Source organism: Aureibacter tunicatorum (genome assembly GCF_036492635.1).
Classification (GTDB): Bacteria; Bacteroidota; Bacteroidia; order Cytophagales; family Cyclobacteriaceae; genus Aureibacter; species Aureibacter tunicatorum.
The window spans coordinates 4,197,838-4,224,679 of sequence record NZ_AP025305.1 but is presented as its reverse complement, the minus strand read 5'-3'; the positions used below and the strand labels follow the sequence as shown (position 1 = coordinate 4,224,679).

Below are 26,842 nucleotides of genomic sequence, written 5' to 3'. Positions count from 1 at the left end.
GAATTTAATTAAAACAAAGTTGCTTTGAATTCAGCAAAAGATAAAAGTTGCATGTCCTTATCAGATACAATTGGGTTGTCGACCTTCCAGTCGATATTTAAAGTGCTGTCATTCCAAATGATTCCCGACTCGGATGCTTTGTTGTAATAATTGGTGCATTTGTAATGAAAGATAGAATCTTCCAATGCTGAAAAACCATGGGCAAAGCCTTCAGGGACATAAAGCATATTATTTTTTGAATCGTCAAGCACGAATGATCTCGATTGGCCAAAAGTGCTAGAGAGAGGCCTAAGATCAACAACAACATCCAGGACTTTGCCTTTGACAACTCGGACTAATTTTCCTTGAGCCCATGGCTCTTTTTGCAAATGCAAACCTCTAACCGTTCCTTTTAACGAAAAAGATTGGTTGTCTTGGACAAAGTTTGGTGGAATTCCACCCTCGTTTAGTTTTTCTTGTTGATATGATTCGAAAAAATAACCTCTGTCATCTTTGAAAATACTGGGATAAATTTCAACCAGCCCTTCTATGTCTGTCTCTATGATGTTCATAATAATTAGAGTGATTGCTCAAATATATAAACAATGCGATTTAAAACAGAAATTCATCAATGATTATCAAGTTAATTTTCGTGTAACATAATTTAACAATATGGAATTCTCGTTTAGATGTGCTTTATTTTATGTATTGTAAAATTAAAGTTAATCTGTCGTAATATTGAGTGTTTAATTTTAATATATATAAATATTTTTTTGACTTAAATTAATTTTTTAAATGATCTTTCTAACGTATAAATATTATTAAATATTGTAATTCAATTACTTATAAAATGTTAAAATCAACTAATCAATGTTAATTAATTGTTAACTAAGTTTTTTTTTCTTTCGTTTTTGATAATCATTTATTCTATTTATGAATCAAATACGATATTAATTTTGCGTCAGTTAATGAAATTTTACTTGATTTTAAGTAGACGCATGAAAACTCTTACACTTAATTTTATCGCATTGTTAATGATGTGCGTAACTGCGAGCGCGCAAACGGTAATCAAAGGAAAGGTAGTGGATGGTGACTCGGGAGAGGGTATTATCGGAGCCAATGTTGTAGTTAAGGGGACGACAGATGGTAATATTACTGACTTTGACGGAAATTTCGAAGTAGTAACAAACGAAACTGGCAACCAAGAATTAGAAGTGAGCTTCATTGGTTTTGAGCCATACACTATTCCTTTTAATGCGAATGGTGGAACTGTGAACTTAGGAACAGCTAACTTGGCATCATCGACTGTGAGTTTGGCTGCAGTAGAAGTTATAGCGGATATCGCTATTGATAGAAAAACTCCAGTTGCTGTATCTACTTTGAAAGCCGATTTTATCGAAGCTAAATTAGGAAATCAGGAATTTCCAGAAGTATTGAAGTCAACTCCAGGTGTGTATACTACAAAAGGTTCTGGTGGATATGGAGATTCAAGAATCAATGTTAGAGGTTTTTCTACTGAAAACCTTGGTGTATTGGTAAATGGAGCTCCTGTGAATGATATGGAAAATGGCCGAGTGTATTGGTCTAACTGGGCAGGGCTTTCGGATGTAACGCAAACAATGCAGGTGCAAAGAGGTTTGGGAGCATCAAAGTTGGCTATTCCTTCTGTAGGTGGTACAATCAATATATTGACAAAAGGCGCAGAGTCTAAAAAAGGCGGTACGGCATATATCGGTGGTGGTAATGATGGCATGATTAAAGGTGCAATGTCATTATCTACTGGTTTGATGGATAATGGATGGGCTTTTACTGTGGCTGGTTCAGCGACAAGAGGTAATGGTTATGTTGAAGGACTTGATTTCTCAAGTTATACATGGTTTGCTTCAGCTACGAAAGTATTCAATGAGAATCACACTTTGGCATTTACTGCTACTGGAGCTCCGCAAACTCATAATCAAAGAGCTAATTATCAATGGACTGAAAAGCAATATGAAGAGTACGCTGAGAAAAATGGCATAGATAAAAGAAGAGCAAATTACGGTCATACAACATTGAATGGAGAAGATTTCGCTCAGAGATATAACAAATATCATAAACCGCAAATCAATTTGAATCACTATTGGACAATTAATAGAGAGAAAAATATGGAATTGAATACTACGGTTTATACTTCAATAGGTAGAGGAAATGGTACTGGTATTACTACTTTGGATTGGAGTAATGGAAGTGGTTATAATATTGTTGATGAAAATGGTAGATGGGATGCTCAGTCGATTTATGATAATCAAAAGGGAGAAGCTGCTAAGCATTATCAGTATAATTCAGTAAACAATCACATTTGGGTTGGTGGATTGTCTCAATTTTCAATGGATTTGACTAGTGATTTGAAATTAAGCACAGGATTGGATTTGAGATATTATAAAGGACAACACTACCAAGAAGTTGGAGATCTAATAGGCGCTAGCCATGCAGTAGATAGAGGTATGGAAAGTGCTGGTGAGCGTATTGTAAAAGAAGGAGACAAAGTGAATTATAACAATGACGGTATTGTTAATTGGCAGGGTGCTTTTGCTCAATTGGAATACAGCAAAGACAAGCTTTCTACTTTTATCAATGTCGCAGGTTCTAATACATCATATAAAAGAATTGACTATTTCACATATGCTTCAGGAACCGAAACATCAGATAATGCATCTTACCTTGGTGGTTCAGTAAAAGGTGGCGCGAACTATAACTTGACTGATCATCATAACATCTTTGCAAATGCTGGGTATTTTTCCAGAGCGCCATTCATGAATTCAGTATTCCCGACATATGATAATAATATTAACGAAGAGGCTGCTAACGAAAAAGTTTCAAGCTTTGAGTTAGGTTATGGTTACAGAAGTTCGAAATTCAACGCGAATGTTAACGTGTATTATACGAACTGGTTGGATAAGTCAATGAGATTAACTGCTAACTTTGGAGAAGTAAGAGGTGCGGCTAACGTAATGGGTGTGGATGCTTTGCATAAAGGTATCGAGATAGATTTCCATTATAAACCAATCCAAACTTTGACAATTACCGGTATGGCTTCAATTGGAGACTGGAGATGGAAAAACAACGTGGACAACGTTTACTTCATGGATGAGCAGCAAAATATATTGAATCCGGATGATCCAGCGACTCTTTATTTGGAAGATTTGAAAGTAGGTGATGCAGCGCAAACAACATTTGCTTTAGGCGTGGATTATGAAGTTGTAAAAGGATTGAAATTCGGTGCTGACTATAACTTCTTTGGAAATCTTTACGCAGATTTCAACCCGGAGTCAAGAGTAGATGATTATGGTCAAACAACCAAGTTGAAAAATTATAGTCTGATTGATGCTAGAGTAAGCTATACGATGTTCTTAAAAGCAACTAAGCTAACATTATTTGGTAATGTTTATAACTTGCTTGATACAGAGTATATTGCTGAAGGCATCGAAATGCTAGATTATAATAATGGAGGCTTAGGAGCTCCTGCTATAAACTATGGTTTTGGAAGAACATTTTCTGTTGGTGTTAGAGCCAATTTCTAAGAGAATATAAAATATAAACAAAAAAAGCGGTTGCATGTATTTGCAATCGCTTTTTTTGTTTATAAGGGGTTGATTTTCAGGTTCCATTGCTAGATGGCATGTATTTAGTTTTAAGTGTTGATGTTGGCTAATTCATATAAAGGCTGAAATGAGCCTTGGCTTTAAATTTTACTAAATTATTTTGAGTGAATGGAACTTTTAAAATTATCAGAAGCTAATAAAAGGGATACTTTAAGCCTTATGCTGGGTGTTGCCACAGCGCAAGGAAGTTTGGAGCTTCACAAGATACATCAGCAAACAATAGAAGCTATTGGCCGTCATGTGTTGGGAATTGATGTTAAGCTGGATGAGTTGCCTAATAATTTCGATATGGCGGAGAATATTGCTGATTCAAAAATTCAAGAAGAGCTTCTGCATTTGGTAGGACCATTGATTTTTCTTGAAACAGAAGATAAAAAGAGGAGAATCGAAGCTTTAGAACAGTTGGCGACATTGTGGAAGCATAAAGATGGATTGATTAAGAGTATTCATAAGGCTGTTGAGGGGCATAAGACTGCGATTTTGATGTGCGAGTTTAGAGCGACTAAAGCTGAGACTGGAGCATCTGCGCTATATCAGTCTTTTTATTACTTGGCAACCAAGCTGCATTTGGTACAGCATAGAAAAGTGTATGAAAGGTATCAGAAATATGGACAATATCCAGAAGGCTCATTTGGGAAGACCTTATACAACTATTATATGGACAATGAATTTTCATTGCCGGGAAGTCCTGGGGCAGAACTGAATGATATATTGGTTAAGCATGATATGCATCACGTGCTTTCCGGGTATGATACTTCTCCTTTAGGTGAGATTTGTGTGTTGGCTTTTGACGGGGCTATGTCCAAGGTCGATTTTTCAGCCCAAATTTCAGCGGCTACAGCCCAGTTTCAAATAGGCTATACAATAGCGGACCCTACAGTCAATTCTTGGGTGAATCAGTTCAAGCCTGAGATGGTTTATGAGGCATATCAGCGAGGCAAGGAATGCAGTGTGAACTATATAGATGCAAATATGGACTTAACGCCTTATTTGCAAATGCCTATTAAAGAGGTGCGTAAGCAATTTAATATTTCCGAGGAAGGAATGTTGGTGCAAACTGACAAGGATAAATGGTGCAGTGTCTATGGCCCGCCTAGCAAAAGAAAGAATCCTGACTTGATTAAGTATGGCAAGTCAATTCAATAAATTATATTGTTTTTTAGTTTCATCATTTGTCAGATAGAAAGTGAAAATCCCATTCTATTTGGCTGATGATGAATTTTAATTTAGGTGCTTTTTGATTTAAATTATTTATTCTTTCAGTCTTATTTTTATAAGTTTTTTGCTCTAATATTTTTTAAACAAGCATTAAAATTAATCTAACCAGTCTGGGTTATGATCTTATCATTAAGCGATGTTGTTATGCTGGTAGCTAATAGAGCCTAATATCACTTTTTAAGGAATTAAATTATTATTGAAATGTTAATTTTCATGCATTTTTAATAGAAAAAATTTAATTTATACGCATTAGCAATATTGAAATCTAATCGTAGTTTTGCTCCCAATTAAAAAACTACAATAAAACATAACAAAAATGGCTAATCGTATGAAAAGGTTTTTACTCTTCGTGGGAGTGTTTTTTTTAGGGCTTAATGCTCTTTACGCTCAGACAGTCTTGAAGGGGCGTATTTTGGACAAGTCCACAAACGAGGCTGTCATTGGCGCGAATGTCGTGCTGAAAGGCACTACGGACGGCTCGATCTCTGATCTTAATGGAGACTTTTCATTTTCAACTGATGAGACAGGAAGTAAAGTGATTGAGGTGAGTTTCATAGGATATGAAACTATGACAAAACAAGTATCTCTTAATGGTCAGACAATCAATTTAGGAACTTTAATGGTAAGCGAGTCAAGCATGGCTTTGAGTCCTGTGGAAATAATCGCTGATGTGGCTATTGATAGAAAAACTCCAGTAGCTGTTTCTACAATTAAGCCAGCTCAATTGGAGGAGAAGTTAGGTACTCAAGAATTTCCTGAGATATTGAAATCCACACCAGGTATTTATGCTACAAGATCTGGAGGTGGTTTTGGCGATGCTCGTGTTAATATACGTGGGTTTAACTCTGTGAATGTTGGTGTGCTAATCAATGGTATGCCAGTAAATGATATGGAAAATGGTAAAGTTTATTGGTCAAATTGGGCTAATCTTTCAGATGTTGCCAGAACGATTCAAGTGCAAAGAGGTTTGGGAGCATCCAAGTTGGCTATTCCATCGATTGGAGGTACAATCAATGTTATCACTAAATCAACTGACGCTGAAAAAGGTGGATTTGCTACTGCAAGCATTGGAAGTTTCGGAGAGCAAAAACAGGGGGTTAAGTTCTCTACCGGACTAATGGATAATGGACTGGCTATAACTGTTGCAGCGACTCATAGAAAAGGAGACGGTTATGTTCAAGGAACAAATTATGAAGCGTATTCATATTTTCTTTCTGTAGCTAAAAAAATAAATAAAAACCATGAGTTGGCTTTTACAGCTTTTGGAGCTCCGCAAGAGCATGGACAGAGAACGACAAAACTTTCTCTTAAAGAAGGTGTAGAGCATGGTGAGGATTATAATAAGGATCATGGGTATTACAAGGCAGGTGAATTTAATTCAAGAATAAATTTTTATCATAAGCCGGTATTTATCATGAATCACTATTGGACAATTAGTCCTTCCACAGATCTTACTACATCAGCATATGCTTCATTTGGAACAGGTGGAGGTACAGGTTTCTTAGGGGAATATAGTTGGATAGAAAGAGATGCTGATGGATTGATAGATTTTAATAAAATAGCTCAAAAGAACGCTGATCAGGGCGCTGCAGGCTCATCTCTTATCTTGAGAAACTCAGTAAACAACCATAATTGGTATGGTGCTTTGTCATCGTTAAAAACGGATTTGAACAATAATTTGACTTTGTCAGGCGGAATAGATTTGAGATATTATAAAGGAGAGCATTACAGAGAAGTAAGGGATTTGCTTGGAAATTCATATTTCTTGGATGATGATGATGCGAACAACCCTATACATTACGCTCAAAAAGGAGATAGAATAGATTATTACAATGATGGGATAGTTTTATGGGAAGGGTTGTTTGGTCAGTTAGAATATGATCGCAATAAAGTCTCAGCATTTGTGAGTGGAGCTTTGTCAAATACGTCATACAAGAGAATTGATTATTTTAATTACTTGGATTCAGATGATAAGCAAGAAACTGATTTTCAAAACTTCTTAGGGTACTCAGTGAAAGGTGGTGCTAATTATAGACTTACTGATATCCATAATATTTTCGTTAATGCTGGGTATTTCTCAAGAGCGCCGTTTTTTGATGCGGTTTTCTTGAATTATAAAAATGATATTAACGAGGGAGCTGAAAATGAAAAAATCGCAAGTATTGAGCTTGGATATGGATTGAGAACAAGCAAATTTTCTGCAAATATTAACTACTACTATACTAAATGGATGGATAGATCTTTTGTGAAGAGATTGACAACTGATCAGGGCCAGGATTTTACGGCTAACTTGCTTGGGGTAGATGCATTGCATCAAGGTGTTGAAGTGGATTTCGCTTTCAAGCCAAATGATAAATTGGAACTGACGGGTATGGCTTCAATTGGAGACTGGAGATGGTTGAATGATTTGGAAAATGTAATTGCATATGATGATCAACAAAATCCAAGCGAGCCATTTAGTGTTTACATGGCAGATATAAAGGTAGGTGATGCCGCTCAAACAACTTTCGCAGCAGGAATAAATTATGAATTGGTGGAAGGTTTGAAAATCGGGATGGACTATAATTTTTATGGGGATAACTTCGCTGAGTTTAATCCTACTTCAAGAACGAATGAGGATGATAGAGGTGTAAATTCTTGGCAGTTAGAGAACTACTCTTTGGTTGATGCTAATATGAGTTACAAGTTCACAATTGGAGACGTGAAAGCATCAATATTTGGAAATATTCATAACATATTCGACACTATGTATGTGTCCGATGCTGATGAGACAAATGTTGGCGACCCAGCAAATGTATTCTATGGTTGGGGAAGAAGCTGGTCCATGGGTATGAAAGTTAATTTTTAATCCACATTAATCGATAAATTAAAATTTTGAAAATCATGTTGAGAAAATATATATCAGTTGTAGCGTTGGTTGCATTGGGGTTGTTTTCATGCGATCCAATGGAGGATTTGAATTCAGAGATTGAGAAAGATATGAAGCAGGAGATTCAGGATGGTGTAGATGAGATGGAGGCGAACAAGGATAAAGTAGAAGTCCCTGCAGATGGCGAGTTGATTTTAAATGCGGATGATTATGCTAAAATAGGAGGTTCAGTAAGTGATAACTTGATGTTCGATAAGGATAATTCGGCAGAGAGTTTGCTGCCTGGATTTTTTACTCAAAGTTTTTTGAATCCTGAATTAGGAACGTCAGTAGTTGTGTCTTATAATTATTTTGAAGATGCAAATGAGCTTGCAATTGCTGATCCTGTCACTTATGAGGTTCAGCCTGACGAGTATAATAACAAGTATAATAATTTTGATAAAAGCGGGGCCTTAGGTTTTGTTCAATCAAAATATACTGATGCTAAGAAAGGTGACTTGGTCGAATTGATTTTTGACCTCTATGATGGCGGCTTTTATCCTGCGGCAGTAAGGTATTTTGTTCATATTGGTGAAGGCGGCTGGATTATGGCTACTGAGTTGTCTTCAGATGATTATAGTAATATGGGGCAGAGATATCCGAATTTTGAAAATGATGATATGGCTCTTGAAAGAATCAAGATATATATGCCTCAAATTGGTGCAAACCTTTATAGCAAACAAGGCGATCGTCAAGTAGTAAGATATACATTTACAGAAAAAGTTGAAGATGAAAGAATTTTCGAATCAAGATTTTTGTACTTGGAAAATGAGTCTACATATGAGTGGATTGAAGTTCCAACGGAAGTTGAAAAATCGATTGAATTGTCTTTTAATGGGGATACTTGGGATGCTTTGACGGTTGAAATAGTTAAGTATACTATGACTAGAGATGACTACAATAACGTGGGAAGCTCTAATGCCGCACAGTATGGGAATTTTAATTTATCAGGAGACTTTAAAGAAAGATCAGCTATAATAAAAGCAGTTGGAGGTATTCTAGATGCTACTTTTGGTGATGAAATTAAAGAAGGAGTATATTATTTGGTTAAATATGATTACTATAATGGATCAGTAGCATCTGATAATATTACTCTTCAAAAGGTAGGTAAAGATTGGGTGGAAGTAGAGTAAACGAGGATATATAAAGCAATGTTGTAAAGCCGGCGTTAGCCGGCTTTTTTATTCTGATCGCCATTTGGCGTGATGTTTTTTATGTATTGCGAGCTCTCTATTGGAGTACATGATTTGAAATACCCGTTTGTCATTTTGAAGGGTCTGATCCTTTTTAAGAAAGTTGAGCATCTGGCTTATGATGTCGTACACTTCTTCTTTTATAGAATAAAAGACCCATTGATCGTGTTTGGTCGTGTAGACTATGCCTGAGTTCTTAAGGTAATTGAGATGCCGTGAAGTCTTCGATTGGGTGAAGTCCAAGATCGCTTCCAAATCGGAAATGCACATTTCTTTATTTTCGAATAGCAAGTAAAGTATCCTTATGCGCGCTTCGTCGGAAAGAGCTTTGAAGATTTGACTTCCTATGGGTAAGCTAAAGCTTTTTAAGCGCATGTTGCTTTTTGGTTATGTTGGCGAATTCGTTTTTGTTTTCATGCAAACAACCAAGAAAACAGGATTTGTTTGCAATTAAATTTCATCTGCTTGCCAAGTTATAATATTCCAATAATATTCAAAAGACCGTGTCGTTAAACTTGTTGGATAGTGTCTTCAAAAAGGGTTAAAATAATCGCTGATTGTTTAGGATATAATCCTATTAGTCGTTTTTTTTGACATTGAAGGCTTAATATTTGGCAACCTTTTTCCTTTTGGGAAGTAGAATTTATTATTATATAAGAGAATTATGAAGTATCGTTTGTTTTTGCTTTTAGCTTTGTGGGCGTTTGCGATGCCGGTAAAATCCTTGTTGGCGCAGGATAATGATCCTGAAGTCGAGGAGCAACAACCGATTATTCAATTCTCAGGGCAAGTCGTTGACGGGCAGTCATTGCAAGGCATGCCGGGTGTTCATATTTTTATTCCCAAGACGGGCAGAGGAGTTTCTACCAATTATTATGGATATTTTACTATGCCAGTGATGGCTGGAGACACCATTATGGTGAGTTCCGTAGGATTTGTAAATAAGACATATGTGATACCTAAGGGATATGAAAAGGATATTTCTTTTGTTATGCACATGGATTATGACACACTTTACTTGCCTGAAGTACAAGTGATGCCATATCCGACAGTGCGCGATTTTAAGCAAGCCGTCTTGTCCTTGGAAGAAGTGCCTTATGAGGATCAGTATAGATATGTTATGGGCAATATGAATCCGGATGGAATATTATTGCTTAGCCAGAATTTGAAATACGAGCCAGCGACAAATTTCAAGTACGATCAAGATCAACAGTTTAGCGATCCTTATACTAATAGACAATTCCGAACAACGAATTTCTTGAATCCATTCGCATGGTCTAGTTTCTTCAAATCAATGAAGAAGAAAGACGAAAAATAACATTTCAATTAAACTCATGTTATAAACTTACGATCATTAAAAGTGAGTATTTATGCATGATATAGTTTCAAGAGCGGTGATAAGAGGAGTTTCGAGAAGAAAGAATTTTTTAATCATTCAAAGATATTTGCAAAAATACCATCAGCTGGATGTGCCTTTGCATATGCTTATTCGTAGAGCGTCATATTTGCAGGCCGTTTGCCATAGTTCAGCTTTCTTGTCTCATAAGTGAATGTGAGTTTGTTGTTTCCTTGTTCCATTCTATTTCTATTGTTCCTTTGCTAATGGCATAACTTGTATATCTTTCGTACCTTTGTGTCTAAATAGTTGAAAATTAGGGTAATGGTGCTTGAGAAATATATATATCGCAGGGAATTGAATGACTCAAAGAGAATAGTAAAATTGCTGGTCAGCATGATGGTTTTGCTTTTTCCATTGACACTAATTGGTGGGAATCCTGGCGACTATAAATTAATTCATTCGGAAGGAAAGGTAGGTCTGATCGATAGTTTTGGGAATGAGCTTATTCCCGCTGAGTATGAAGGGATTGGATGGTCTGATATCGAGGCTTCGAGTGATAGCCAATTGAGTATTTATGGCGATGAAGTCGGCTATAAAAAAGATGGCAAATGGGGTTTGATGAGCCTGAATAATAAAGAGCTTACTCCTCCGATTTTTGAACTGATAAAACCATTTGGAGAAACAACATATGTCGTTGGTAGGAAAGATCGCTTGTATCACTATATGAAATACGGCATTGTCAATGCTAAGGGAAAGTCGCTAACCGATGTGGAGTTTGTGTCTTTAAGGCATGGCAAAAACTCCGCTATCGTCCGCAAGCTAGTAGATAATCGAGTTTTTTACGGAGTCATTGATTTGAAAGGCAAGCTTGTCATGAAATTTCAAGATGAGAAAATAGAGTATTTGGATGAAGGAATGCTTGCTGTTGGCAATGAAGCTCAAAAGTTTGCTTTAGCTGATGAGTATGGAGAGTTTTTGTCTGATTTCAAGTATGACAGTATTGATGCTTATGAACTTGGTTGGGCTAGATTTTATATTCATGGCAAAGCAGGATTGATGGATGGTGAAGGGAATGAGAAATTTTCTGCGAAATACAAACATATAAATGTGTTTCAAGATAAGGTCTTAAGTTATGATGATTGGCTGGTTTGGGATAATGCATATCATGAGAAAGCTTCATTTCAAGCCGAAATTGTCAATACGATAGACGATAAGTTATTGTCATTGAAGGTTGGCGCTTATTATCAATTGTTGCCTGTTGATGAAGGCAAGGTTGACGAAACCTTGTATGACTCTCTTAGAAGGTTTAATTCGCAAGGTTATGCAGTTGCGTTTTTCAAAGGAAAGGCTGGTGTGATCAATCAACAAGGAGATTGGGTAATTCAAGCTGTCAGCGATGAGATAGAAGAGACTTCATTTGGTTTTGTTACAATGTCCTACACTCGAAATGACGGACAAGTGACAAAGTGGTATAATGCTAAAGGATCTTTGATGATCGATAGAGAGTTTCAGGATCTGGATTTGATAAACGAAGAGTACATTGCTTTCATGGGTAATGACGAGCGTTGGGGAGTGTTGGACAATTCTGGAAAAGTGGTTATTGAAAATCGATTTGACGAGATCATTGCCTATGAGCAAAATCTATTCAAGGTTGTTTTTTCTGGGCAAGAAGCTTATGTGCATTTGAATGGTGAAATGGCAATGCTTCCTGAAGCAGGTACTGTAAGTGTGAATTCGAAAGGAAACTTTTTGGTTAGTAATAGATTTGGAAGAACGCTTTACAGTCGACAAGGGCATGAGTTATTTTATACTTATGATTCGTTAGTTGACACAGAATTAGGCTATCAAGTTGTTGGAGATTATGGTAAAATAGGTTTTGTCAGCGAAGAAGGAAAGGTGATTCTTGATCCAGAATATGATGAGTATTATAATGTCTCAGGGGATTCGTTATTTGCTGTTAGAAAGTCGGGATTTTATTTGCTGGTAGGAAAAGATTATTTTATTCGACTCAGTGAAAGCGATGAGATTACCAGTATCAAAAAAGCTAATGGCGAATGGATAGGCGTGAGAAAAGACGGGAAATTTGGTTTAGTAGACTCCGAAGGAAGGCTGAGAATAGCGAACCGATATGATGACATAGGTGTGTTGCAAGAAAATAGAGTGCCCGTGAAGTTAAGAGGCCATTGGGGCTTTGTTGATGAGCGGGAAATTTTGGTTATTCAACCTTGGTATGATACGGTGGAGCCATTTTATAAAGGAGCGACAGTCGTTAGCAAAGACATGAAGTACGGTTTGCTTCAAAGTGATGGCATAGAGAAAGTCGCTTTGAAATATGATACTTTGATCAGAACCTCTTCAGGAGGAGCTTTGGTGAGGTTGGAAGGCAAATGGGGATATTGCAATTCAGAAGGAGTGAATGTGATTACTTGCACATATGACCAAGTCAAGGAGGTGAATGGGAATTCTTTGATTGTTCATAAAAGAGGGAAGTACGGAGTCAATAGCTTGGATGGAGTCCCTAAAATTCCTATGGTTTACGATTTGATTTATTACGATGATGAAAATGGCTTGTTTTTAGGGAAAAATACACAATCTTGGCAGAAATTAACCGAGACACTTTAATGTATGCGGGATTTTTTTTTAACTTTAGAGTGATTTTTCCCCAGAAATCGAATAATGAACAAATTATACCCAAAAGATAAAAATTCAATCCTTCGCGAAGCTCAATCGCGAGTAAAGTCGACTTTGATCTGTCGTATGATAGACATGGTGAAGGAGGAGTATGTTCTTCGGAATAATCCTTTGGGGCTTGAGTGTTCTACGATTTGCAGAATCAAAAGCGCAAAAAGCTATCCGCTACAAGCTTTTGATAGATTCTACATTCAGTTAGCAGGCATATATAGGTATAAGTTTGATGACGGGCAGTTGGCTTTTTGTTTTGATGGACTTTCTCAAGAAGAAAAGTATGCGAAAGAATGGTCTGATTGCTTTAACGAATGGGTGAATGACTTTTTGAGACATGAGCATTTCATCAATACTGTGTTGGAAGTGTCTGTAATGGATCAAAGCGAAAGGATGCAAACGTTGGCATCCAACAGGTTGTATGAATTTCTCAACAAGCAGTTTGCTTTGCAAATCTATAAATACGGCGGGTTGATAGATAAAAATGCCCAGCCTAAGAAGAAGAAAAAGAAACAAAGAAAGACCAATAAATAAAAGCCAAGTTTGATTTAGAAACTTGGCTTTTGTTTTTTCTTAAAGTTGGCTTTTTATTTCAGCCAAAAGCTCTTTGCCTCCGGCATTGATTACCTTTTCCGCTAATTCAAGTCCGATAGATTCTGCGTTTTCAATATTTCCTGAAGCATTTTCTTTGATTTGAACTTGCCCATCAAGGCTAGTGACTCCACCTACTATGCTTAAGTTGTTTCCATCAAGATTTGCCAATGCGAATACCGGAACACTGCATCCACCTTGAAGCTTTTTAAGAAACGCTCTTTCAGATAGCAATCTTTTTTCAGTATCTGGGTCATTTGTCAGTTTTCTTACGATTGCTTTTTTCTCAGCATCAAGGTTTTTGGCGACTTCGATAGCTACACTACCTTGGCCTACAGGGGGAATAAATTTATCTAGAGATAAATGCTCTACAATCAGATCGTCATATTCCATTCTGTGAACACCTGCGTAAGCTAAAAGCAATGCGTCGCATTGCCCTTCATCCATTTTTGAAATTCTTCTTTGAAGATTGCCTCTTATAGGCACTGTTTCGATATGTGGATAATGCCTTTTCAAAGTGGCCAGTCTTCTTGTGGAGGAAGTTCCAAGTTTGAAAGGTTTGGATTCGTCTTCAATGCTCAATGACTGATTTCTACTTACGATAACATCATTTACTTTTTCTCGGGTAGTAAAAGCAATGAGCTCGAAATCTTGAGGCAATTCGGATTGCATGTCTTTGGCGCTATGAACAGCTATGTCGATTTGACCAGAAAGAAGCTGCTCTTCTATTTCTTCTGTAAAGACTCCTTTGCTTCCAATTTTAGAAATTGTCACATCCAAGATTTTATCTCCTTTGGTTTCAATAGTTACAATCTCACTATCTATCCCTCCTTTGGAAAGCAAGTCGGAAATATGATAAGCTTGCCATAAAGCGAGCTTGCTGCCTCGTGTGCCTATTCGTATTTTCATATTATTTTGATCCAAACCTAATGATTCTTTTTTAATTCTTTTATTTTCTAAAAGCGCTTGCTGTTAGGAACGAAGTGTCGGTGAATATTAGTTTCACATTGACATTTCTTTCTATATGATATAAGCCTTCTTCCAAGGTATTTGATATTTTTTCTATCTTCTCCAAGCTCAAGACTTTGGAGAATTTTTCGATAAACTCTTCCTCTTTGGAGGTGATTTTACTCAAATGCATTCTGGCATGTTGATACATTAACACTTCATGCATGATATTGATGCCATAGTGCAAAAGGTTTTTTTGGTCAGCTTTGCTCATGGATTGAAACCTCTCAGCATAGGCTATGATTTGAGTGAAATCCCAACTGTAGCAAATTCTCATCCAAGCACGGAAAATGTCTTGCAGATCCAAGCTGCTTTGATTGTATATTTCAAGAGCCTTGTTGATGTTTCCATCAGAAAGTTGAATCAATTGCGCGCTTTCCTCTTCAGCAATGTCATATTTTGATTTTAAAATACTTCTAAGCTCGTCATTGTTGAACTTTGCTATTTTGACATGCTGGGTTCTGGATAAGATTGTGCTCAATAATTTATCCTCATTTTGAGAAACGAGAAAAAACAAGGTTTTCTGCGGTGGTTCCTCTAATATTTTTAAAAGCCCATTGGCCGCGGAAGGATGCATGAACTCTGGCAACCAAATGATCATGACTTTGTATTCGGCCTCAAAGGATTTTAAAGCAAGGCTTTGAATGATTTGCCTGCTTTCTTCTTTGGATATGTTAACCGCTTTGTTTTCACCGCCGTAATGTCTCACCCATTCATTAAGTCCTCCAAATGGATTTTCACTAATGAAGGTTCTCCATTCACTCAAAAAGTTGTTGCTGATAACATTTTTCCCAGTAATTTTCTTAGTGGAACTTATAGGGAAGGCAAAGTGGAGGTCAGGGTGTATGAGTTTGTCCATTTTTCTGCACGATGGACATTGGCCGCAAGAGTCATTATCATGTTTGTCAGTACAGTTGATGTATGTGGCAAAAGCTAGTGCCATGGCAAGCGATGGTGCGCCAGGCTCGCCACAAAATAGTTGAGCATGTGCCAGATGATTGTTTTGGACAGCTTTGATAAGCTTTTCCTTGATCCATTGCTGACCTTTTATTTCACTGAATTTCATACTTTTTGCCTTCTCTTGACTCTGAGCTAATATTTGACAAGGCCAAAGATAAGCATTCGAATGCCAATAATCCATAAAACTTTAAGCGATATGGATATGAGGTGATAATGTAGGGAGCCCTTCGAAAGTCACTCTGCTCAAAACTATACTTTCAAGTCGATGTTCTCTTATAGTAATTACCTAGTTAACGTATGAAAAAAGCATGTCTTTTATTATTTTTTATCTTAGCAGCATTTTCTGTTTCAAATGCTCAGATAATTGATCCAGTATCTTGGAGAATAAAGGTAAAACCTGAAAATTACCAAGCAGGGCAAATGATTGAAATTGTTTTTGAGGCTGATATTGATAGCGAGTGGTATATGTATTCGTCGGATTTGGACCCGAAAGTTGGACCGGAGCCTACGAAGTTTCATATGAAAAGCAACGAAACCATAGAGTTGATAGGAGGTGTTGAGTCGGTGGATTCAAAGACCAAATACGATAGTATATTCGAAGGAAGGGTTAAATACTTCAAAGGAACAGGTTTTTTGTTGCAAAAGGCAAAGGCTTTAACAAAAAAGATAGATTTAAAAGGTTCTGTAACCTATCAAGTTTGCTCTGAAGAGTCAGGGCAATGCGTGCCTTTGGAAAAAGATTTTGTGGTGGAGGGAAATTCTGGGCATGTGGTGGAAAGAAGGCATGCAGAGGCATCTGAAAACGATAATATTCCAGATTTAAGCAATCCCAATACATTTAAAAATTTGGATAAAAAAAAAGCCCTAAAAAATCTGTCGAATGATAATGGAACAGAAGCTCAGAGTGAAAAGAAAGATAAAGGCCTTCTAGGTTTCGCAATCACAGCTTTTTTAGCTGGTTTAGCGGCTTTGTTGACACCTTGTGTATTTCCGATGATACCGATGACTGTGACCTTTTTTACGGGTAAGAGTGCTTCTCGATCTGTTGCGGTCAAGAAAGCCATTGTTTTTGGCTTTTCAATTATCTTTATTTATACCTTGGCGGGTACTTTGGTCTCAGCCTTGTTCGGCGCTGATTTTGCCAATTGGCTAAGTACGCATTGGCTTCCTAATATTCTTTTCTTTTTGATCTTTTTTGTATTTGCTTTGTCATTCTTGGGCATGTTTGACATTATTTTGCCTGCTTGGTTAGTAAATAAGATTGACTCCCAAGCTGATAAAGGAGGGTATTATGGAGTGTTTTTTATGGCATTTACGCTTGTAGTCGTTTCTTTTTCATGCACTGGGCCTATAGCGGGCAGTATCTTGGTACAGTCGGCTCAAGGAAAATTTATTAAGCCAATTATAGGCATGTTGTCTTTCTCCTTTGCTTTTGCAATACCATTTACTTTTTTTGCCGTTTTCCCAAAGCTTCTGGCTAGTTTGCCAAAATCGGGAGGTTGGTTGAATTCAGTTAAGGTTACTTTGGGTTTTCTGGAATTGGCTTTGGCTCTGAAATTCTTGTCTATAGTTGATTTGGTGTATCATTGGCAGGTCTTGGACAGGGAGATTTATTTGTCCATATGGTTGGTGATTTTCTCAACTTTGGGATTTTATCTGTTTGGAAAAATAAAGTTGAAGAATGATTCTCAGATGGAACGTTTGCCTGTGTTGAGAATGCTTATGGGAATGGGCGTCTTTTCATTTGTGTTGTATATGGTGCCGGGGCTTTGGGGTGCGCCATTGAAGCCATTGTCAGGTTATTTGCCTCCTTTATCCACACAGGATTTTAATCTGGAAAATACATATGTAGCAATGGAAGGAGGGGACAGTAAAATGGAGATTTGCGATAAACCGAAATATAGGGATTTATTCAAGTTGCCCTACGGTTTATTGGGATACTTTGACTATGAACAAGCTCTCAAATGCGCTAAGGAAATGAACAAGCCTATATTTCTTGATTTTACTGGCAGGGGATGCGTGAATTGTCGGGAAATGGAAGCCAGAGTTTGGTCTGATCCAATGGTGCAAAGGTTATTAAGAGAGGATTTTATTATTTTGTCATTATACGTTGATGATAAAACGGATTTGCCTCAGAGTGAATGGTATACTTCCAAATATGATGGCAGAGTCAAAAAGACGATTGGCGCTCAAAATGCGGATTTTCAGATTACTAGATTTATGAATAATGCTCAGCCATTTTATTTGATTTTAGATACAGATGGAGATCCAATATCTCAGCCGTATACCTATGATTTGGACGTGTCTCATTTCTTATATTTTCTGGAAAATGGATTGTTGCTATTTGAAAAAAACTCTCAAGCCAGCTCTTTGCAATAGGCATAGCATGATATATTGGATGAATGAAAACTCTATTGAATTTCATTAGTATTTGCATAAATGCCTTTTGAATTGAAGATTTGTGGTTGGAATTAAGCTTTAGCTTAACGATACTATTCGAAGAAAAATAAAAACTGGAATGAATAAAGTGATCCCTGTTACGATATTGACCGGCTATTTGGGGGCGGGAAAGACAACCTTGTTGAATAATCTGATTGAAAAGCATCAAGACAAGAATTTCGCTGTTGTTGAAAATGAGTTTGGAGATATAAGCATAGACGATAAGTTGGTGAATCGTTCCTCTGAGGGAATATATGAATTGTCAAATGGCTGTGTCTGTTGTTCTTTAAATACAGAATTGGGGAACGTTTTGAATAAACTATTGGTTAGCAAGCATGACTTTGACCACGTGTTGATAGAAGCGACAGGAGTCGCTGACCCTTCAAAGATTGCATCATTGATTCTTCAAGATTTGCATTTTCAAAGCGTATTTAGATTAGATGGGGTGATTTGCTTGGTCGATGGGGTGAATTTCTTTCAAGCTCTCGAAAAAGACGATGTTCTTGCGAGGCAGGTAGCTTATGCCGATGTTGTATTGTTGAATAAAATTGATGCATCCGATTCCGAAGAGCTTAAGAATTGCGAGGAGAGGATTTTGTCAACCAACCCTTTCACGAAGGTTGTAAAAACGAAAAATGCGGAAACCGATTTGCCTTTATTGGATATAAAAAGCAGCGGTATAGAAAAATCGCTTAACTCTGTTGTTACTGGCTCTTCAAGTAAAAAGCACCCTGTGAAATCCTATAGTTTTGAATTTGACAAGCCTTTTGATCCTCAGAAACTTCAAATGTGGCTGAGCTTTAATTTGCAAATGGATAATAGAATCTTCAGAGCGAAAGGCATAATATACCTTTCGGAGACTTCAAACAAACTAGTATTGCAATCTGTCGCTAATGATTACATCATTGACAAGGGAGACGAATGGGGCAATGAAAAGAAATCTTCGAAGTTTGTGTTTATTGGCAAAGATTTGGACAGAAATATTATTTATGAAGGTTTGGAAAATTGTTTGAATTAGAATAAATGGACATTGATTTTTAAAACGATAACTATAAGCAAATAAAAAATGAGAGGAAAATTTTTAATAGCCATGATGGCATGCGCCTCAATGATCACCCTGAACTCTTGTCAGCAGAATAAATCCAACAAAGATACAAATGAAGTGAAGCATGGAGGAGATGCGGAATTGTATGTTAATTCCATTCAAAATAGATTGAATGCTTATGAGGAGGTTCCTTTGACCGCGGATTTGTCTCATTTGTCTGAAAATCAAAAGAAGGCATTGGGAATTCTTATTGACGCTGGAAATATGATGAACGATTTATTCTGGTATGAATCATATGGCAATAAAGGAGCTTTGCTTGACTCTCTGTTTTGGTATATGAATCCTGGAACCAAAAAGAATGTGTTGGAAGTGGATAGAGAGAAATATCCGGATGTTCGAAAGCTAATCGAGATAAACTATGGCCCTTGGGATCGTTTGGATGATAATATCTCGTTCGTGCCCGCTTTTGGACCTAAGCCCTTGGGAGCTAATTTCTATCCTGTCAATATGACAAAAGAGCAGTTTGACCAATGGGATAATCCATTGAAGAAAAGCCCTTACACACTTATCCGATGGAATAATAGCGGGCAGTTGGAGGCTATTCCGTATCATCAACAATTTGAAAGGCAATTAAAGGTTGTGTCTGAAAAGCTGAAGGAAGCGGCAAATCTTGTGGAAAATGAAGGTTTCAAAAAATACCTTAACATGCGAGCTGAAGCATTGCTTGTTGATAACTATCAGCCGAGTGATTTAGCTTGGATGGATATGAAAGGCAATGATTTGGACATTGTTATTGGTCCGATCGAAAATTATGAAGACAAGCTATATGGTTACAAAGCCGCTCATGAGGCTTTTGTATTGATAAAGGATAAAAAGTGGAGTGAGAAGCTTGATCGTTTTGCCAAGTTTTTGCCTGAATTGCAGAAAAACTTGCCTGTGGAAGAGAAGTACAAAAAAGAAGTGCCGGGCACTTCATCTGATTTGGGAGCCTACGATGCGGTGTTTTACGCGGGAGACTGCAATGCTGGAAGCAAGACCATAGCGATTAATTTGCCGAATGACGAAGCTGTTCAATTACAAAAAGGCACAAGGAGACTGCAACTGAAAAATGTGATGAAGTATAAGTTTGATAAAATCATGGTGCCTATATCAAATGCTGTGATTGCGGATGAACAACAGCAATATGTGAATTTTGACGCTTTTTTCGCAAATACGATGTTTCATGAAGTGGCTCATGGTTTGGGAATTAAGAATACCATTACAGGAAAAGGAACAGTTAGAGATGCGTTGAAGAGTTATTCCACGATCATTGAAGAAGGCAAGGCTGATATTTTGGGATTGTATATGATTGAGCAATTGAAGAAAAAGGGGGAGATTCAGCAGGATTTGAAAGAGAATTACACCACTTTTTTGGCAGGGATATTTAGATCGATCAGATTTGGCTCTGCTAGCAGTCATGGAAAGGCGAATTTGATTCGCTTCAATTTTTTCAATGAGCACAATGCTTTTCAAAAGAATCCAGCAACAGGAAAATATACGGTTGACTATGTAGCTTTTGAAAAAGCCATGACATTATTGAGTGAAAAACTACTCATGTTGCAAGGCAATGGAGACCTGGAGGAGGTCAAAGCATTTGTGGAAAAATATGCTGTTATGGGAGATGAACTTGACAAGGATTTGAATAAGATAAATTCATTTGGAGTGCCAAAAGATATAATTTTTAAGCAAGGAAAAGATGTATTAGGCTTAATGTAGTGTTTTTTTGCATTAGCAAAATATTTTTATAAATTACGTGTAGATATCAGAATTAAAAATGCGGTTATAGTAACTTTTGACCGCATTTTTATTTTATCTTAAAATAATGTTTGATTTTATTTAATTTTCAGAATATAATTTGGTTTCTATGCAGGATTTTGATGTCAAGGCTATACTGAAAAGTCTATCTATTGAAGGAGAGTTTCTCCCAGCATCGACAGGAAAAAAGTGGTTTGGTGAAAAAAAAGATAAAATAGTTTCATATTCTCCAGTTGATGGAATGGAGATCGGACATGTTTTTCAAGCTAGCGAAGAGGATTATGAAGCAGTAATCGCTGAAGCTGAAAGCGCATTCAAAAAATGGAGATTGGTTCCGGCTCCAAAAAGAGGAGAAATCATCAGGCAAATAGGCTTGAAGTTAAGAGAGCACAAAGACGCGCTAGGAAAGTTAGTTTCCTATGAAATGGGAAAATCTTTACAAGAAGGTCTTGGAGAAGTTCAAGAGATGATAGATATCGCTGATTTCGCAGTTGGTTTGTCTAGGCAATTGTACGGATTGACAATGCATTCGGAAAGAGAAAGCCATAGAATGTATGAGCAATATCATCCATTAGGAATAGTTGGAATTATTTCAGCGTTTAATTTCCCTGTAGCTGTTTGGTCGTGGAATTCTTTCTTAGCCTGGGTATGCGGAGATGTATGTGTATGGAAGCCATCAGAGAAAACTCCGCTTTCCGCAGTGGCTTGCCAAAAACTAGTCCAAGAGGTGTTTGCCGAAAATAATCTGCCTGAAGGTCTAAGCTGTTTGATTCAGGGGGATTATAAAATTGGAGAATTGATTTCCAATGATAAGAGAATTCCATTGGTGTCGGCTACAGGATCCACTAGGATGGGGAAGAAAGTAGGAGCGGCTGTTGGAGCAAGGCTAGGAAAGAGCTTGTTGGAGCTGGGTGGAAATAATGCAATGATTGTTAGTCAAGATGCTAATTTGGATATAGCGCTATTAAGTGCTGTGTTTGGAGCTGTAGGCACTGCTGGACAAAGATGCACATCGACAAGAAGGTTGATCGTGCACGAAAGCATAGCTGAAACTGTAAAAGAAAAAATTTCGCAGGCTTATGCGCAATTGAAAATAGGAACTCCTTTGGATGCAGATAATCATGTAGGTCCATTAATTGATTTGCAGGCAGTTGATGCGTATAATAAGGCAATAGAGCAAGCTAAGCAAGAAGGAGCAAAAGTTATTGTTGAAGGGGGCGTGTTGGAAGGAGAAGGCTTTGAGTCAGGTTGTTATGTTAAGCCAGCGGTATATGAAGTGAAGAATTCTTATGAGATTGTTCAGTCTGAAACGTTCGCGCCGATATTGTATGTGATGACCTATAGTGATATTGAAGAAGCTGTTGATATGCAAAATGATGTGCCGCAAGGGTTGAGCTCGACGATCGTGACCAACAATTTGATGGAGTCTGAGTTGTTTTTGTCCCATGCTGGTTCGGATTGCGGTATTGCCAATGTTAATATTGGAACTTCAGGAGCCGAAATCGGAGGAGCTTTCGGAGGCGAGAAAGAAACAGGCGGAGGGAGAGAGTCTGGTTCTGACGCATGGAAAATTTATATGAGAAGGCAAACTAACACAATCAATTTTGGGAAAACATTGCCGCTAGCACAAGGCATCAAATTTGATTTTTAAGACATATGAGTAGTCCGGAATAGGTGAATTTGAGTGATTCATCGTTCCGGATTTTAATTTATTGTAAACTTTATTCTTATTTTTTGATTTTTTTGAATCTTATGTTTATTTGAAAGCTAATAAAAATTAATATTGTTTTGAAAATTGTTCAAATAAATATATTTTTATGCTAAATTAAGCTGTGGATTAATATACATTGCAGAGAACAATTACATATGAGCAGTAACTCTCCTAAATTTCATTCAGTCATGTTAGTCGATGATAACGAAATCGACAATTTGATTAACCAAAAGATGATTGAATCATCTAATATAACAGAGCATATATACACCCATACAGGGGCAAAAAGCGCTGTTGAATTTTTAAAAAATATAGAAAAAGTAGAGGAATTTGCGAGCCAGATTTTGCCTGAAGTCATTTTTTTGGATATTGATATGCCTTTGATGGATGGGTTTCAATTTTTGGAAGAGTTTGAAAAACTCACCGCTAAGACCAAAGAACGTTGCAAAATAGTCATGTTGACTTCTTCGATTAATCCTCAGGATGTTAATAAATCGAAAGACTACAGTTCTGTCAAGGATTATATTAATAAGCCTTTGTCTCACCAAAATCTTGAAAATTTGAAGATATAACTACTATCGAAATAAAATAAAAAGAAAGGCTCCATATTGGAGCCTTTAGTGTTTATATCATTTTAAAGGATTGCATAGATCAGGAAATTGCGGCTTCTACTTTCATGATCCTATCGAAGAACTCCTCATCAAAAACAATGTACTTGATGGGGTTGTATGGTGAAGCTCCGTTTTCAGGATATTTTTCCAATGCCTTTCTTATCTTGACTTCCTTGTCTCTTCTGTTGTCGCTGATGGCAATTTTCAGAATTTTAGTGAACGCGCTAGCTTGCATGCATTTTTCCTTTCCTATTAGCCTGATTTGCCTTTGAATGCTATTGACTAATTGGTGGAAAAGATCATGTTCTCCTTTCATGCAATATTGAAGTGCAAGTATGCCTTTGGCTTCTAAAAGCGCATTTGGAAATTTCTTAAGGCTTATGTCATTGAGCATGCTGTTGATCCATCTGGCTGCTTCATCGTATTCTTCAGCGTAATAGCAACAAATCGATCTGTAATTCATGTATGTGACATATTTTGGTATGTCTTCCTTGTCCGGCTCATACATTTGATACAGATTTATATTTTCCTCATAAAGCTCCGATACAGTTTTTTGTCTTATGGCTCTTTCAAGTTTTGAGTTCAAGAATTGAGCTGGATAAGTGAATAAGCTGTAATTTGATAATAGCTTAGAGCTTGATTCATTGATTTCGTCATAAAAGGATTCCGCTTTTCTGAACACCTTGTAGTGACTGTAGTATTCATGTTTTAGAAATTCATTTACAATTTGGATATGAAAGTAAATAGAATCCAGTTTGTATTCGTTTATTGTAGTGTCGATTTTTTCTTGCAAATCCTCAATAGGCTCCATGTCATCGTCTTCCTCATTAGTGACAAACAAGCGATGGAATATGGTAATGCAGCTTAAGTACACGAACAATCTATGGGAATCATAAAGTGCGCTTAAATTTTTCATTTCCTTTACAAGGAGCTCTAGTTCCAGCTTTTCTATCTCCGTTCCATTCATGCAGTAGTATCCGTACTTTTTGAAATACTCCGCCAGCATATCCTCGGCTTTGTCAACAGCCAGCATATAAGCTATATGCTTGTTGTACAGCTGTGAATAGTGGAAGTAATCGGGAGAGTTCACATGTAATTTTTTGAGTGATTTATATACAATTGTGAGCTCGTTGGAAAGGTCATAATCGATTAATTCCTTTTCCAATTTCTTCAATGTGGCTACAGCGATCCCTTTTTTCTTCGTGAATATAATTTCGATGATATTGGCGACTTTCTTAAGGATGTCGGTACGAGGGTTCTCCATTTGTTGAAGAAGATACTCCTCGATCTTTTGTTTAAGTCGCGATCTCAGCGTGTAATAAGCGTTACTATTGACACCAAGTTCTTGCATGATTTTCGAGTCTGGAAGGGACTTATCGCGCATGGAAACAAGCAGATAAGCCGATTTGTCCGCTCCGCTTTCAATGAGCGATTTGCAGATGGAATCAAAGTCGTTTTTTGCAAGTTGCTTAATGATATTCTTTAGTTTTGTCATGTAGTAAGCTGTAATTTTTGAGTCTGAAATGGAATTGTATAATAAGATAAATAAAATTTAATTAATAATAAAGTTTTGTGAAAAAATATAACAGATTGCATATTCGAAAAGCATGTAAGTTTTTCGGTGTTTTTCAACTTGTTTGTCTTGAATTAGTATTTTCTGAGCTTAATTTATGCCAAAATGTCTTTAAACTGACAAATTAGCAGTCATTTTAGCCTTGGAATAGATTTTGAAAAGCCAACTCATGTTCAATTTTGATTCAAAATATAAAATATATAGTCATGCAAGAGCAAGGATCGATTTCAATACATACGGAAAATATTTTTCCAATCATCAAGAAGTTTTTATACTCGGATCATGAGATTTTCTTGAGAGAGTTGGTTTCAAACGCAGTGGACGCAACTCAAAAATTAGCTCAGCTGGCGAGCATGGGCTCGTATCAAGGCGATGTTTCAGGCGCAAGAGTTGAGGTTAAAGTAGACAAAGAAGCAAAGACGATAACGATCAGCGACCAAGGATTGGGAATGACTGGCGATGAAGTGAAAAAGTATATCAACCAAATTGCCTTTTCGGGAGCTACTGAATTCGTTGAGAAATACAAAGACAAAGGAGATACTAAGCAGATGATTGGTATGTTCGGTCTTGGTTTCTATTCAGCGTTTATGGTAGCCAAAGAGGTGGAAATCATAACGAAGTCTTATCAAGAAGGTGCGGAAGCTGTTAAGTGGACTTGCGACGGAAGCACTAGTTATAGCATCGAAGCTGCTGAGAAGTCAGTAGTTGGCACGGATGTGATTCTTCATGTGGCTGATGATTCTGAAGAGTTTTTGGAAGATCATAAAATCTCTGAAATTCTAAATAAATACTGCAAATTCTTGCCGGTAGAAATTAAGTTTGGAACAAAAGAGGAAACAGAGAAGGATCCAGCTGACGAAGAAAAAGAAATCAAGGTACAGAAAGATAACATCATAAATAATCCTAATCCAATCTGGACGAAGTCGCCTTCTGACTTGACAGACGAGGATTATTTGTCATTCTATAGAGAATTGTATCCGATGAATTTCGAGGAGCCATTGTTTTGGATTCACTTGAATGTAGATTATCCGTTTAATTTGACAGGGATTCTATATTTCCCTAAAGTGAAAAATGACTTTGAAGTACAGAAGAATCATATTCAGCTTTATTCTAAGCAAGTATTTATCACTGATGAAGTAAAAGGCATTGTTCCTGAATTCTTGCAGTTGTTGCACGGAGTTATTGACTCGCCGGATATTCCGCTTAACGTTTCCAGAAGCTTCTTGCAAGCCGATAACAATGTGAAGAAGATCAATAACTACATCACTAAGAAAGTAGCCGACAAGCTAAGTGACTTGTTCAAGAGCGACCGTAAAGCTTTCGAAGAAAAGTGGGATAGCATTGGATTGTTCGTGAAATATGGAATGATCACTGAGGAAAAATTCTATGACAAGGCAATCAAATACTCATTGCTTGAGAATGTAGATGGAGAGTACTTCACTATTGACGAATACAAGGATAAGATTCAGTCATTGCAAAAAGACAAGAATGACAATGTAGTGGTTCTTTATGCGAATGACCCAGAACAACAACATGGCTTTATTCAGGCTTGCAAGGAAAGAAACTATGATGTGGTGAAATTCGACGCGGTCTTGGATAGTCATTTTATCAATGCGCTTGAGCAGAAATTGGAAAAAGTTCAATTCAAACGCGTGGACGCTGATACTACTGATAAATTGATCGAGAAAGAAGAAGAGATCAAAAGCGTTCTAAGCGAAGATGAAGAGACGAAAGTTAAAGAAGTCTTTGAAAAAGCTTTTGACAATCCGTCTTATACGGTGACAGTAGCCTCGCTTTCTACTAACGAACAGCCGCTAACGGTTACTATGCCTGAGTTCATGAGAAGAATGAGAGATATGGCTAAGACTGGCGGAGGCGGAATGAATATGTTCGGAGCGATGCCTGACCAATACAATGCGACAGTAAATGCGAACCATGCCTTGATATCCAAATTGTTGAAAGCAGAAGGAGAAGAAGAGCAAGTAGCGATAGCGAAGCAAGTGGTGGATTTGGCCTTGTTGGCTCAAAACCTATTGACAGGAGAAAAGCTAACAAGCTTTATCAACAGAAGTGTTGATTTCTTGGCTAAATAATAGATTAAGATAATTTTATAAAGGAAGCCGGCTTGAATGAGTCGGCTTTTTTTATGC

Annotated in this window: 19 protein-coding genes; 14 read left to right on the top strand and 5 right to left on the bottom strand. The window is 37.1% G+C overall.

The window, feature by feature from the left end; all coding sequences use genetic code 11:
* Positions 1-8: 8 nt before the first annotated feature.
* Positions 9-551 (bottom strand): dTDP-4-dehydrorhamnose 3,5-epimerase, encoded by a 543-nt coding sequence (rfbC, locus tag AABK36_RS17700; RefSeq protein WP_309936483.1) that lies wholly within the window; start codon positions 549-551, stop codon positions 9-11.
* 426 nt (positions 552-977) lie between these two features.
* Here rfbC and AABK36_RS17695 point away from each other — a divergent pair, with 426 nt between their 5' ends.
* From AABK36_RS17695 to AABK36_RS17680, 4 genes are all read left to right on the top strand, one after another.
* On the top strand, positions 978-3,539 hold the full coding sequence (locus tag AABK36_RS17695) for a TonB-dependent receptor (RefSeq protein ID WP_309936482.1): 2,562 nt from the start codon (positions 978-980) through the stop codon (positions 3,537-3,539).
* Between the two features lie 189 nt (positions 3,540-3,728).
* On the top strand, positions 3,729-4,766 hold the full coding sequence (locus AABK36_RS17690) for a hypothetical protein (protein ID WP_309936481.1): 1,038 nt from the start codon (positions 3,729-3,731) through the stop codon (positions 4,764-4,766).
* A 400-nt stretch (positions 4,767-5,166) separates the two neighbouring features.
* Complete coding sequence (locus AABK36_RS17685) at positions 5,167-7,686, top strand: TonB-dependent receptor (RefSeq protein WP_338390293.1); 2,520 nt, start codon at positions 5,167-5,169, stop codon at positions 7,684-7,686.
* A 35-nt stretch (positions 7,687-7,721) separates the two neighbouring features.
* Positions 7,722-8,879, top strand: coding sequence for a hypothetical protein (locus AABK36_RS17680; protein ID WP_309936479.1), 1,158 nt, complete (start codon positions 7,722-7,724; stop codon positions 8,877-8,879).
* 48 nt (positions 8,880-8,927) lie between these two features.
* Here the strand turns inward: AABK36_RS17680 and AABK36_RS17675 are convergent, their stop codons facing one another.
* A complete protein-coding gene (locus AABK36_RS17675) occupies positions 8,928-9,314 on the bottom strand; it encodes an ArsR/SmtB family transcription factor (protein WP_309936478.1) in 387 nt (128 codons plus the stop codon).
* Between the two features lie 289 nt (positions 9,315-9,603).
* Here AABK36_RS17675 and AABK36_RS17670 point away from each other — a divergent pair, with 289 nt between their 5' ends.
* The 4 genes from AABK36_RS17670 to AABK36_RS17655 all read left to right on the top strand — a co-directional run bounded on the left by AABK36_RS17670 (position 9,604) and on the right by AABK36_RS17655 (position 13,494).
* The gene (locus tag AABK36_RS17670) at positions 9,604-10,257 is read left to right on the top strand and encodes a carboxypeptidase-like regulatory domain-containing protein (protein WP_309936477.1); all 654 of its coding nucleotides are present in this window, start codon (positions 9,604-9,606) and stop codon (positions 10,255-10,257) included.
* Between the two features lie 52 nt (positions 10,258-10,309).
* The gene (locus AABK36_RS17665; protein ID WP_309936476.1) at positions 10,310-10,489 is read left to right on the top strand and encodes a hypothetical protein; all 180 of its coding nucleotides are present in this window, start codon (positions 10,310-10,312) and stop codon (positions 10,487-10,489) included.
* 182 nt (positions 10,490-10,671) lie between these two features.
* A complete protein-coding gene (locus tag AABK36_RS17660) occupies positions 10,672-12,900 on the top strand; it encodes a WG repeat-containing protein (protein ID WP_338390292.1) in 2,229 nt (742 codons plus the stop codon).
* 54 nt (positions 12,901-12,954) lie between these two features.
* Complete coding sequence (locus AABK36_RS17655; protein WP_309936474.1) at positions 12,955-13,494, top strand: hypothetical protein; 540 nt, start codon at positions 12,955-12,957, stop codon at positions 13,492-13,494.
* Positions 13,495-13,533: 39 nt separating this feature from the next.
* On the opposite strand, the gene hemC is transcribed toward AABK36_RS17655, so the two are convergent.
* Both hemC and AABK36_RS17645 read right to left on the bottom strand, forming a co-directional pair.
* Positions 13,534-14,460 carry a hydroxymethylbilane synthase gene (hemC, locus tag AABK36_RS17650; RefSeq protein ID WP_309936473.1) on the bottom strand — a complete coding sequence of 309 codons (927 nt, stop codon included), beginning with the start codon at positions 14,458-14,460 and terminating at the stop codon, positions 13,534-13,536.
* Between the two features lie 40 nt (positions 14,461-14,500).
* Positions 14,501-15,625: a DNA polymerase III subunit gene (locus tag AABK36_RS17645; protein WP_309936472.1), complete on the bottom strand. Its 1,125-nt coding sequence runs from the start codon at positions 15,623-15,625 to the stop codon at positions 14,501-14,503.
* Between the two features lie 191 nt (positions 15,626-15,816).
* Between AABK36_RS17645 and AABK36_RS17640 the strand changes: the two genes are divergently transcribed.
* The 5 genes from AABK36_RS17640 (at position 15,817) to AABK36_RS17620 (ending at position 23,080) form a co-directional block, all read left to right on the top strand.
* Positions 15,817-17,898, top strand: coding sequence for a protein-disulfide reductase DsbD family protein (locus AABK36_RS17640; protein WP_309936471.1), 2,082 nt, complete (start codon positions 15,817-15,819; stop codon positions 17,896-17,898).
* Between the two features lie 139 nt (positions 17,899-18,037).
* Positions 18,038-18,976 carry a CobW family GTP-binding protein gene (locus AABK36_RS17635; RefSeq protein ID WP_309936470.1) on the top strand — a complete coding sequence of 313 codons (939 nt, stop codon included), beginning with the start codon at positions 18,038-18,040 and terminating at the stop codon, positions 18,974-18,976.
* A 48-nt stretch (positions 18,977-19,024) separates the two neighbouring features.
* Entirely contained in the window at positions 19,025-20,758 is a 1,734-nt protein-coding gene (locus tag AABK36_RS17630) for a dipeptidyl-peptidase 3 family protein (protein ID WP_309936469.1), read from the top strand.
* 148 nt (positions 20,759-20,906) lie between these two features.
* Complete coding sequence (amaB, locus tag AABK36_RS17625; protein ID WP_309936468.1) at positions 20,907-22,448, top strand: L-piperidine-6-carboxylate dehydrogenase; 1,542 nt, start codon at positions 20,907-20,909, stop codon at positions 22,446-22,448.
* Between the two features lie 215 nt (positions 22,449-22,663).
* Positions 22,664-23,080, top strand: coding sequence for a response regulator (locus AABK36_RS17620; RefSeq protein WP_309936467.1), 417 nt, complete (start codon positions 22,664-22,666; stop codon positions 23,078-23,080).
* Positions 23,081-23,159: 79 nt separating this feature from the next.
* On the opposite strand, the gene AABK36_RS17615 is transcribed toward AABK36_RS17620, so the two are convergent.
* Complete coding sequence (locus AABK36_RS17615) at positions 23,160-24,614, bottom strand: hypothetical protein (protein ID WP_309936466.1); 1,455 nt, start codon at positions 24,612-24,614, stop codon at positions 23,160-23,162.
* Positions 24,615-24,898: 284 nt separating this feature from the next.
* Here AABK36_RS17615 and htpG point away from each other — a divergent pair, with 284 nt between their 5' ends.
* A complete protein-coding gene (gene htpG, locus AABK36_RS17610; RefSeq protein ID WP_309936465.1) occupies positions 24,899-26,785 on the top strand; it encodes a molecular chaperone HtpG in 1,887 nt (628 codons plus the stop codon).
* Positions 26,786-26,842 lie beyond the last annotated feature (57 nt).